Annotated in this window: 9 protein-coding genes and 2 pseudogenes; 5 read left to right on the top strand and 6 right to left on the bottom strand. The window is 40.6% G+C overall.

Translation table 11 applies throughout. From position 1 onward, the window contains the following. The first annotated feature begins 381 nt into the window (after positions 1 to 381). The 3 genes from U3A58_RS21305 (at position 382) to U3A58_RS21295 (ending at position 3357) form a co-directional block, all read left to right on the top strand. Positions 382 to 2343 carry a sensor histidine kinase gene (locus U3A58_RS21305; protein WP_323826418.1) on the top strand — a complete coding sequence of 654 codons (1962 nt, stop codon included), beginning with the start codon at positions 382 to 384 and terminating at the stop codon, positions 2341 to 2343. A gap of 109 nt (positions 2344 to 2452) precedes the next feature. After that, a complete protein-coding gene (locus U3A58_RS21300; protein WP_323826417.1) occupies positions 2453 to 2836 on the top strand; it encodes an SAM-dependent methyltransferase in 384 nt (127 codons plus the stop codon). A gap of 23 nt (positions 2837 to 2859) precedes the next feature. Continuing rightward, entirely contained in the window at positions 2860 to 3357 is a 498-nt protein-coding gene (locus tag U3A58_RS21295; RefSeq protein ID WP_323826416.1) for a class I SAM-dependent methyltransferase, read from the top strand. 465 nt (positions 3358 to 3822) lie between these two features. Here U3A58_RS21295 and U3A58_RS21290 read toward each other — a convergent pair whose 3' ends face one another. The 6 genes and pseudogenes from U3A58_RS21290 to U3A58_RS21900 form a co-directional block, all read right to left on the bottom strand. After that, positions 3823 to 4974 carry an aldose epimerase family protein gene (locus U3A58_RS21290; protein WP_323826415.1) on the bottom strand — a complete coding sequence of 384 codons (1152 nt, stop codon included), beginning with the start codon at positions 4972 to 4974 and terminating at the stop codon, positions 3823 to 3825. Between the two features lie 124 nt (positions 4975 to 5098). Next, a pseudogene (locus tag U3A58_RS21955) lies at positions 5099 to 5836 on the bottom strand (glycoside hydrolase family 2 TIM barrel-domain containing protein); the annotation flags it as partial. Positions 5837 to 5852: 16 nt separating this feature from the next. Beyond that, positions 5853 to 7049 (bottom strand): annotated as a pseudogene (locus U3A58_RS21950) (glycoside hydrolase family 2 protein); the annotation flags it as partial. After that, positions 7042 to 7296, bottom strand: a complete 255-nt coding sequence (locus tag U3A58_RS21275) for a hypothetical protein (protein WP_323826414.1) — start codon at positions 7294 to 7296, stop codon at positions 7042 to 7044. The pseudogene U3A58_RS21950 and the gene U3A58_RS21275, both read right to left, overlap by 8 nt. Positions 7297 to 7506: 210 nt before the next feature. After that, on the bottom strand, positions 7507 to 7635 hold the full coding sequence (locus U3A58_RS21905; RefSeq protein WP_416377323.1) for a fasciclin domain-containing protein: 129 nt from the start codon (positions 7633 to 7635) through the stop codon (positions 7507 to 7509). Between the two features lie 54 nt (positions 7636 to 7689). Continuing rightward, positions 7690 to 8040, bottom strand: coding sequence for a hypothetical protein (locus U3A58_RS21900; RefSeq protein ID WP_416377322.1), 351 nt, complete (start codon positions 8038 to 8040; stop codon positions 7690 to 7692). A gap of 190 nt (positions 8041 to 8230) precedes the next feature. Here U3A58_RS21900 and rlmH point away from each other — a divergent pair, with 190 nt between their 5' ends. Together rlmH and U3A58_RS21260 are read left to right on the top strand one after the other, a co-directional pair. After that, complete coding sequence (rlmH, locus tag U3A58_RS21265) at positions 8231 to 8704, top strand: 23S rRNA (pseudouridine(1915)-N(3))-methyltransferase RlmH (RefSeq protein WP_323826413.1); 474 nt, start codon at positions 8231 to 8233, stop codon at positions 8702 to 8704. A gap of 180 nt (positions 8705 to 8884) precedes the next feature. Then, the gene (locus tag U3A58_RS21260) at positions 8885 to 9706 is read left to right on the top strand and encodes a hypothetical protein (RefSeq protein ID WP_323826412.1); all 822 of its coding nucleotides are present in this window, start codon (positions 8885 to 8887) and stop codon (positions 9704 to 9706) included. Positions 9707 to 10185: the final 479 nt, after the last annotated feature.

The following is a 10185-nucleotide window of genomic DNA, read 5'->3' as shown; positions in this document are numbered from 1 at the left end:
TCCAGAGCCATAAGCAAAAAGACCTATACCAACTTCTGCCCTCAAACTGGCAGCAGCACAGGATTAACTGAATTCCTTACAATTCCTAGCCCAAACTATATGGGATGCTCGGAGGGATACATCCATTTTGCTTCCTCGATAAATTAATGGATTAAAAGTTTCAACTGCCCAGGCTTTGGACGATCTGTATTGAATTCTTTCCCAATGCTATGGATTACTTTTCGTAGGAAGAATTTGAACTAAAATGGGATTCATAATGAACCACCTAAACCTCATTTTTTAATTATTCATTGTCATAAGGTCCTTTTTACTTACTATCTCAAAAATTAAAATTATGTTTGGATTATGCAGGATTGCCCCCAAACTCAACAGAAGTTTAAATTGTCAAAACAGTTATTCAGCTATCTATCCGTCTTCCTATTTTTCTTTGTTGGAACCTTAGATTCCTATTCCAAAATACCACACATAGATGCCAGCTTATTTAAGGAGGGTTTGCTTGAGTTAAAATTCAAAGAAAGTTGGCGCTATCAGCCTGGCGATAATTTGGAATGGGCTGATCCCAGATTTGATGATTCAAAGTGGTACAAGATAGACCCCATTGGCTTAAAAGCTTATACTATGCCGGATAGCTTGTGGCAGGGGTATGGTTGGTGGAGGATTACCTTTACTGCCGATCCAACTACAATTGAAGCTATTGAAAGGCTATATTTTCACTCCTGGGGGGCAGCAGAAGTGTATTTGGATGGAGCGCTCGTAGCTAGTTATGGAAGTTTTTCACCCGATAAGCAACTAGAAAAAAACCATACCCCAAACTATGCGGCGGACAGACCATTGCAAATTACCCCACAAGAAATTCATACTTTAGCGGTAAGGTTTTCCCACCATCAAGCAAAAAATAACTTTAAGATATTTAGGTACTTTTCTGAAAATCTTGGCTTTGATGTTGGTTTTTCCTCAGCAGTCCGGGCAAAATATTCAGATTTTCGGTATGCCAATAGCTTTGCCACGCTGTCGGTGATCGTTGTGGTGCTTTCTATTCTGTTGTTGTTGCATGTGCTCCTGTATTTCAAATTCAGGAAAGAGGAGCCTTACTTGGTGATTACACTCATCACCTTTTTCTTTTTATGTGCAGCGGTTTGCGCCCATATACTGCTGTTTGTAGAACTGAACGGTTTTTCCAATTCAATTTTCAGTAGTATTTTAAATTCCACCGCTTTTGGTTTGGGTTATGGTCTTTTACCATATTCGCTAAGCTCACTATTTAGAATACACAAATTCTACTGGACTAAGCACCTGGTTTGGTTGGCGCTCTTAAGAACCGCCAATTATTTTATCCCACTTTTCAATTTCATTCTTTTTGATGCTACCATCATTCTTGCCATCATTATTTTGATGGTAATCATCATGAGAATAGCCATCAGAGAGAAGAATAAAGGTGCACTTTATGTGACTTTTGGGGCAATAGGTACTTCCGTTTTCTTATTGGTCAATAGGATGATCAATGCTGACCTTATCTCGCTGAGCACTTTCTTATATTATGTAGATCTGATACTGCTTTATATCAGTTATCCATTAGGCATTTACATTTATATTACTAATCAGTATGCCAGACTTTTTCTTGCGATGGAGCAAGAGGTGGAAGAAAGGACTCATCAACTTAAAGCCATGATTAGTGACCTTACCAAAACCCAAAATGAGCTCTCTTTAAAAAATAATCAAAATGTCTTATTGCTTAAGGAGATACATCACCGAGTTAAAAATAACCTGGAAGTAGTGTCCGGATTACTGGCCCTGCAGTCTGCAAAAATGGATGACCCCACTATGCAGGAAGTCATGCTGGCAAGCCAAAACAGAGTACATTCTATGGGTATTTTGCATCAAAAACTGTATCAAAGTGAGCATTTGGCTTTTATTGAAATGAAAAATTATTTCGAGAACCTATGCATCAATATTCTGGATTCTTACAATGAATCCAACAGAATAACGGTAAAAATTGAAATGCCTGAACTAGAATTCGATGTCGATACGGCCGTGCCATTAGGCTTGATAGTAAATGAACTACTCACCAATGCATTGAAATACGCTTTTCCCAAAGGTGAAAAAGGGATTATTGAATTAAGTCTAAAATATGTGAATGAAGACAATTTCCAGCTAAAAATCAGCGATAATGGAATAGGTAAAACGTTGGATACACAAGCTAAAGGCACTGGCTTTGGCACGCAGTTGGTTGATCTGCTTACCCGTCAGATTGATGGAAAACTGATCCAGGATGTCAGAAACGGCACAATGATTCTAATAAATTTTAGAAGGCAGATAGCAGGCAGCGTCCCTCTTTTTGATTAGAGCGTTCCTGGCTATTGGGATTGGAGCAATTGTCTTTCCGAATCATTGCAGTCTTGAAAATTTGATATCTTGATGTGTACTAGTTATCAATTTTAGAAATATACATACAATGGCTAACCAAAAAGATCTAGATTATACGTACACCACAATCGACGAAATCTTCCGTCTAAGCATGGGAGAGACCGGAGATTACAGTGGAGCAAAATACGATGGGGATTTTTCAATACCACTTGAAGTGGCTCAAAAAGCAAAACATAAATTTATAGCCGACAGTTTAAAAATAAAAAATGGCAGCATAGTGCTTGACATGGCCTGTGGCGGGGCACCTTTCCTACGGTATATTTCAGATGAAAGAGGTGCAATAAGTATAGGTTTGACACTCTCACAAGGTCAGGCGGCTGCTTGTCAAAAGAATGGTTATAATGTATTGGTGAAAGATTGCCGTTACATAAAGCCAGAGGACTTTGGGGTTTCGATGCCATCACATGCATAGGGGGATTTAAACATTTCTGTTCTGTGGAAGAATGGCAAGCGGGAAAACAGGAGGAAGTATATCGTGATTTTTTTAAGACCCTCTATGATTTGTTGCCAGTTGAGGGAAGGGTTTATATTCAGACCATGACATTCAGTAAGAATATGGTCGATTTTGAAGACCTGGACGTGAATGCTGAAAAAGGATCTACCGCCTATATCATGGCCCTTATGATAAAACAATTTCCCGGTTCTTGGCTTCCATATGGCCCCGAAATGGTTATCAATTGCGCCGAGCCCGGATTCAAATTAATTTCTAAAAGCAGTGGAAGACTGGATTACATTGAAACTATTACTCAATGGCGGAAAAAATTCAGAAAATTCCATCTCAAAAAATATTGGCTTTACCTCTCACTACTTCCAAAATATCTCACTGATAAAGATTTCAGGCACTTAATTGCAGTTTTCAAAATAAGTCCAAACAGGGTCTGTTTTGAAAAAGAGATCATGGATCATTACCGATTAGTGTTTGAAAAAGTATAACAAAGGGCCCTTAATTCAGCATTGAAAAGCTTTTATCCCTTGATTTGCTACTAAGCCCCATCATCCGGCTTGAGACATCGATTCTGACTTTTACTTCCTGTATAATCTTTTGCCATTATTCCATTATTTCTTTGAGTTTCTCAGGTTCAGATCTCTCAAGTTAACCTGTTTTGCCAGGTCATCTGAGAGCTCATAAAGCGCAAGATTTTGAAGGTCAAAGGGTCGTCCAATATTTACGATTTTTCAATTTCCCTTCCCGTATTAAATTGGGTATTATCCAAGACCAATTGGCAGAAAAAGTCGGAGCCTCTAAGTTTTATATTTCCAAATCGAAATAACCTTAAAGAAGCTCATCTCTCTACACTTCAAAAAATTGTTGCGTTTATATTCGGCAGCCAATTAAAATTATCTATTAATGACTAAGTAAAAAAGCCATCCCGATTTTCTCAAGATGGCTTTCTGCATTTACTTCGTACCAAACTTATAAATGCAAGTCTGCTCGTATTTTTCTCCGGGTTTTAAAATCGTAGAAGGGAAATTCGGCTGATTGGGGGAATCGGGATAATGCTGGGTTTCTAGGCAGAACGCCGATCTAAGTTCATAGACTTTATCCCCTTTGCCAGTGATAGTTCCGTCAAGGAAATTGCCGCTGTAAAATTGGATCGCGGGCTCCGTTGTCCACACTTCCATTTCAATACCTGTTTGCGGAGATGAGATTACTGCCGCTTGAGTCAGGTCCCTTCCTGCTTTGTCCAGCACCCAGTTGTGATCATATCCTCCACCGAACTTCAATTGTTGGTTTACCTCGTCGATTCTCGCACCAATTGTAGTTGGTTCTGTAAAGTCAAAAGGAGTTTCCTTTACTGAAACTATCTCTCCTGTAGGAATCAGCACGTCATTTACAGGCGTGTATTCGCTAGCGTTCAATTGCAGCGTATGGTTCAGCACTGTGCCATTCCCTGCACCATTCAGATTGAAAAAGGAATGATGGGTCAAATTTACCGGCGTGGCCTTATCAGTTTCCGCTTCATAAGTGACTTTGAATTCGTTTTCATCAGTAAGCGTATAAATCATTTTTACTTTTAATTCTCCCGGAAAACCTTCCTCTCCATCCGGCGAAGTGTAGTTGAAGATCAGGCCATTTTCCCCAGACTTTTCCACATTCCAAATCACATAGTCCAGTCCACCCGGACCACCATGCAGCGTCTGCCCATTGTTGTTTTGAGGCAATGTATATTCCTTCCCATCCAAAGTGAATTTTCCATTTGCAATCCGGTTACCATAGCGGCCAATAGCTGCACCGAAGTATTTTTCGCCACTTTCCAGATATCCTTCTAAGGTCTCAAAACCCAGGACTACATCCACCAGTTTCCCGTCCTTGTCAGGCACCCAAAGATTGGTAACTCTTGCACCGAAGTTGGTGACTTTCATTTTCATGCCATTGGCATTTTTGATCTCGTATGTTTCCACTTTTTTGTTTTGAAAGGTTGTGCCGAATACCTGCTCTAGCACAGTTTCTTCAGTTTTAGTTTCTTCTTTAGTTTTGCTTTCGCAACTGTAAAGTAATGCCCCCAGTGCAGCTGCACCAAGTATTTTATTGAAATTAGTTGTTTTCATGTGTTTATCATTGATTTTTATTGGTCAGATAGCCTGTCCCGTCCGCCGCGGCGGATCGGGAGAATCTCGCAGGTTATAATCATCCCATGGTGTGTCGCATGCGTCATGCTCGATTATAAGGCAATTATTTATTGTACAAAGGAGAATGTAAGCTTTTCATTTTGGACACATCAAACTTGATCACTTTCCTGTCATAAGTCATCAGTCCATTGGTCTCCACTTCCACATCTGTGGTCTGGGTGTACACTGCTGCCGAAAGACCTGCATCTACCAATTCCCCCAATCTGGTGATCAGCCCAGCATAGCGGCTGTATAGCTCCTCTTGATTTTTGAAACTTTGGTATCCCCAGTTGTCTTTCTGCTGCCACACATGACCGTCCACTGGCAGTCCCAGTCCGCCGAATTCGCCCAATACGAGGATATTATCATTGCCATAAATTCCCGGAGCAGGCATTTTCGCATCTGGGTAGTTGTGCAAATCGATGATATCACCCGCTATTTTGGTTCCCTCCATTTCGAAGTTTCCACCACTGGCACTATTCACCAATCGTGAAGGATCGTGATTTTTAGTCCATTCAGTGATTTCTTTGGTTTTAAACTGACCCCAAGCTTCATTGAAAGGTACCCAAACTACGATCGATGGGAAATTATAAAAATCATCCATGATCTCTTTCCATTCTTCCCGGTAAATCGCCTCAGACTCAGGAGATCTATCCCGGTCAGTTTGACTGCCCAAGACAGCAAGCTTCATCTCCCAACCATTGCCCATATCTCCGCTCGGCATATCCTGCCATACGAGCATCCCCATCTTGTCACATGCATGATACCAAGTAGCAGACTCTACTTTTACATGTTTTCTGATCANCATTGCCCATATCTCCGCTCGGCATATCCTGCCATACGAGCATCCCCATCTTGTCACATGCATGATACCAAGTAGCAGACTCTACTTTTACATGTTTTCTGATCATGTTGAAGCCCATATCGTGAGTCTTTTGGATATCATAGACCATCGCTTCATGACTGGGTGCGGTGTATAGACCATCTGGCCACCAACCTTGATCTAGCGGACCGTATTGAAACAAAAATTTACCATTAAGCATCATTCGCTGAATGCCATTTTCATCTGGAGCCATGCTGATTTCTCTTAATGCCGCATAACTTCCCACTGCGTCCACAACTTTCTTTCCATCCAGCAATTCTACTTTCAAGTCATAAAGTACTGGATTTCCCGGAGCCCAAAGTTGGGCCTCTTTGATAGTCAACTTCGCAGTTTGAGATGGCTTCACCGTTTGCTCTGCTAGCATTACTCCGTCTGTCCAAGCAGACACTTTCACCTGCTGCCCTGATACAACACCGGCTACTTCCGGAGTCACCAAGATTTGCTCAGTTGTGATATCCGACGTATTTCTCAAACCAGCAATATAAGAAGCTGGGACAGTCTCCAGCCATACCGTCTGCCAGATACCGGTCACAGGAGTGTACCAAATACTATTGGGATTATTGACCTGCTTACCACGTGGCTGCGGCCCATCATCGCTTGGATCCCACACGCGCACCTGCAAAGTCTGAGACTTTCCGGATTTTAAATTCTCTGTGATATCAAAGCTGAAAGGATCATATCCTCCCTGATGCTTCCCGATGCTTTTCCCATTGACAAAGACTTCTGTTTCCCAGTCAGATGCTCCGAAATGCAGGAGCACTTTGTCCTTGCTTGATTTCTTTAGAGTAGAAAAAGTCGTGTGGTACCACAATTCATTGTCTTTACCTACAGTTTTGCCTACACCGGAAAGTGCAGATTCCACGGCAAAAGGCACCAGAATCTCTCCGTCAAAGTCTGTAGGAATTGCCAGACCTTTGGGTTTGATGGCATACTCCCAAAGACCATTCAGATTGACCCAGTCCTCGCGGGTCATCTGAGGGCGGGGATATTCCCGGTGGACGTTTTCAGGAGTTACCTGAATTGCCCACTCCGTCATAATTTTCCCCCCTACAGGTTTATATTGAGTAGTTTGCGCTGTCGCAATCTGCTGAGCAAAAAGAAGGCATGCGCCAAAAATCAGTTTTTTATTCATATAAAGTTGAATTTGTGATTCTTACCATCAGAAGTAGTTGTTTCAAATGGGAAACAACTGAATTTTCTTGAAGTTCACACTCCTTAAAAAGGTTAGTCAGGTGTTTGCTAATCGCAGGTACATTGACACCAAAAAGCTCGATGATAGCCTTTTGAATTAACCAAAGGCTATCATCTTGCAGGTAAACGTGTACCCGAACTTCACCAGAGGGGGCTGTGTATAGCATAAAGTTGTTTACATCACTCATTTAAGTACTACTTTTCTAGAATATTATAGACGTGCTTAAGTTTGTCTATATATCTACTGCTTCTATTACCTAGCAAAGCTCAGTAGTAGTGATAAATTTTGTAATCTAGAGACGATAAGTTCCCTCTCATCCATTCAAGAACAGAGCATCTTGAAAAAAGCGGAGTGTAATCTCGAATTTGATTTAAATTTTACACTTGGTTCAAATTCATCAGGACGAAACTACAAAATCACAAGAAGGAATCATAGAACTCCCCTCTCCTGTCTTAGCCAGTTGACCATTTATTAGATCTGAAGACATCACCTTGCCTGGCACTACGTGATAGGTCAGGAATTTCACCAATTGAGCTTTGTTCTCTGGCTTGAGAAAATTTTCAACTGTTCCAGCCGGAAGCTATGCAAATGCTTCATTTCTAAGAGCAAATACGGTAAATGAACCATCTCCTTTCCATGTCTCTACCAAATCACCGGCTTTAACTGCCGCAACTAAGGAGGTCAAGAAATCCTGAGAGATAGCCAAATCTACTATATCAGCATCGACTCTAATCTCGTGGACCGAACCTGTCTTGGGAGTAAAAGAGGATGCACCTATGAGCGTCGTGACTATTCCTAATTTTTCTAATCTGTTTATATTTTGATTTTTATTGGTCAGATAGCCTGTCCCGTCCGCCGCGGCGGATCGGGAGAATCTCGCATAGTTGATAATCATACCTCTGTGTGTCACCTGCGACATGCTCGATTTCATGCTTGTTAATTGTTAGCGTTTTTATAGTGTCAATAGACTGTAAACAAGTTGATTAAGTAACTGTGAGTCAATTTTTTAAACAAGTCAATTCAAAAGTATCAAGAGAACCAACTGGCAAGGGCAAGGAGTGACTACCACAAATCAGTCCGTTGAAAAAAATCGATGCGTGAGAAATTTCAGATATTTGACTATGCAAATCAAATTGATCGCCATAGGCAAGACGGATAATAAAGCCATCATTTCTTTGATAGACGAGTACGCTAAGCGTCTGAATTTTTACATCAAGTTTGATTTTGAGATCCTTCCTGATCTGAAAAACACCAAATCCCTTTCCGAAATTCTACAGAAGGAAAAGGAAGGGGAGTTAATATTGAAAAAGCTGATCCCATCAGATGATTTGATTTTGCTCGATGAGCGAGGCAAAAGCTACAGCTCCGTGGATTTCTCGGAGTTCCTTCAGAAGAAGATGAATACCGGATTAAAACAACTCATTTTCGTGATCGGTGGACCTTATGGATTCTCTGAAGAAGTTTACGCTAGGGCAAACGGCAAGCTTTCAATCTCCAAAATGACTTTTTCACATCAAATGATTCGTCCATTTTTCATTGAGCAGCTGTATCGCGGATTTACAATTCTCCGAAAAGAGCCCTACCATCACGAGTAGAGAGTATTCAGTTGCAGTGATCAGATTCGTTATGTGCTATTAGTCGGTGACTGAGACTGAAAACTGATCACTTAAATTTTCCCAATGTTAAGTTTTGGATTAATGTATACTTTAATGTTACCAAATTGTTAACTTTACGTAACATTGGTCGTAAGAATAGTAACATTAGCTTCATCCAAGGTGAAAAAAGCCCTACTCACATACATTCTAATCCCTGCAGTTGGCATCATTGCCATGGCACAGGATGCTATAGGGATTTCTGCAGATTTACTTTTTGACAACAATTCAGAAAAAGAACTTTGGGAAGCAGGTCAGGAAAATCCCTACTTACTTTTTAGAGCCGTTCAAGCCGAAAAATCCCTTTCAGATGAAAAATGGAATGCTCTAGTGGCGGAATTGGATAAAAAATCTGATAAAAAGGGAACACATATCAAGGTGCTTCGTCAAATCTTCCAAAAATCTCACCAGCAGTTATTCCAAACTTACGTACAACATTCCACATTCAATGACATGCTAGATGAGGGCAGATATGACTGTGTCAGTGCTTCAGCAGCATTAGCGCTGCTTTTGGACCGATATGGATTTGACTATAAAGTAGTAGAAACAGACTATCACGTATTTATTGTGGTGAATTATGAGGACAAAGACATCATCTTGGAAAGTACACTCCCTATAGGTGGCATGATCACTGCTCCTACCGAGGTAGCCTCTTATTTGGCGGGATATAAAGCGGATGATTCGGTGCAATTAAAGTCAGTGAGTCAGCGACTGGGAGCACCTAAAGTGGATCTATCAGACAATGCAATTTTTAGAAAAGTGAACCTGACCCAATTGGCAGGTTTACAATATTACAACGATGCGATCGCACACTTTAATGAACAAAGTTACCTCAAGGCTTCTACTCAATTAAATAAAGCTTTGATCCTTTATAGCTCAGAGCGTATCGAAGGACTGAAGGAGTTGGCACAGGAGCAGGCAAATATACTTGCAATATCGAACTAAAAATGAGGCTGTCTCATAAGTAGGGACAGCCTCTAATTTGTACGGGTAGGTATCTGAGATAAATTCCAAATACTCAAATCTCAGCTTGTTGATTTAAGTTTTGAGACAGCCTCAAAATCCGTTGGAACAATCACCCCTGTTGACCAAAGAGTCCATTGAAAAATATTCTTATTCCTAATTTCATATTTATTCAGCGCAAATATGGGCCTGTGTAAATCTGCCAGTCAAGCCATAAATGCAACGAAAAAACCAATTAGCAATGCTTTTTTAATCAAATCAATACTAATATCCTCGGTCATAAAAGGTAGGATAAATTGCTCATTCAAAAATAGTATAGCATTGAGAAGCCTTCTATACGACAAATGAGGCTGTCTCAAAAGTAGATAGTTTAAAAGGCTAGTCGATTACTCGGCTAGCCTTTCTTGTTTTACTCAAAATATGTACTTTGAGGTGTGGAAAAACAAGACTTAAATGTAGTC

This window comes from Algoriphagus persicinus (assembly GCF_035156415.1).
GTDB lineage: Bacteria > Bacteroidota > Bacteroidia > Cytophagales > Cyclobacteriaceae > Algoriphagus > Algoriphagus persicinus.
This window is presented reverse-complemented; position numbering and strand designations above follow the sequence as displayed.